Source organism: Kocuria oxytropis (assembly GCF_040981195.1).
GTDB classification, from domain to species: domain Bacteria; phylum Actinomycetota; class Actinomycetes; order Actinomycetales; family Micrococcaceae; genus Kocuria; species Kocuria oxytropis.
Map to the genome: position 1 here is coordinate 1 of NZ_JAVFXA010000078.1, position 632 is coordinate 632.

Annotated in this window: 1 protein-coding gene; it reads right to left on the reverse strand. The window is 71.4% G+C overall.

Annotated elements, in window-relative coordinates; all coding sequences use genetic code 11:
• The coding region (locus QYM41_RS17650) for a prenyltransferase (RefSeq protein ID WP_368801074.1) at positions 1-632 on the reverse strand (632 nt) is incomplete at both ends.

Sequence of the window (632 nt, forward strand, 5' to 3'; positions counted from 1 at the left end):
GCGGAGGTCGCCGAGTCCAGGAACGGGACCTCCTTGAAGCGCAGCCCCTTCAGGCTGTAGGCCGCCACCGCGAACAGGCTGACCCCGAGCACCCCCGCCGCGGCGGCCCCGCCCGCCAGGAACAGGTACGCCAGGAACGGCAGCGCCGTCAGCACCGAGCCCACGAGGACCGTCCGGTGCTCGGAGCGGTCCACGAGCGCGCCCTCGACACCGCCCTTGCGGGGGTTGCGGAGGTCGGACTCGTAGTCGAAGACGTCGTTGATCCCGTACATCAGGAGGTTGTACGGGAAGAGGAAGAACAGCGTCCCCACCACGAGCGGCAGGTCCACCCGGCCGGTCGTCAGGACGCCGGCCGCCGCGAAGGGGTAGGCGGTGTTGACCCAGGAGACCGGACGGGAGGTGGCCACGAGGGTGCGCACGGTGGCGGTGAGCCGGCCGCGCTCGGCCAGCCCCCACCACAGCGAGGGCAGCAGCAGCAGCGCGGCGAGCGGGTACGCGAAGTCCTCGACCGGCACGAGGCCGATCCGCAGCTCCGTGATGTGCCCGGCCCCGTAGTCGAAGAACCCGGCGGCGATCATGAGGTTGTCGAAGACGGCCGTCAGCACCGCGAGCACCGCGAACGAGATCCCGAG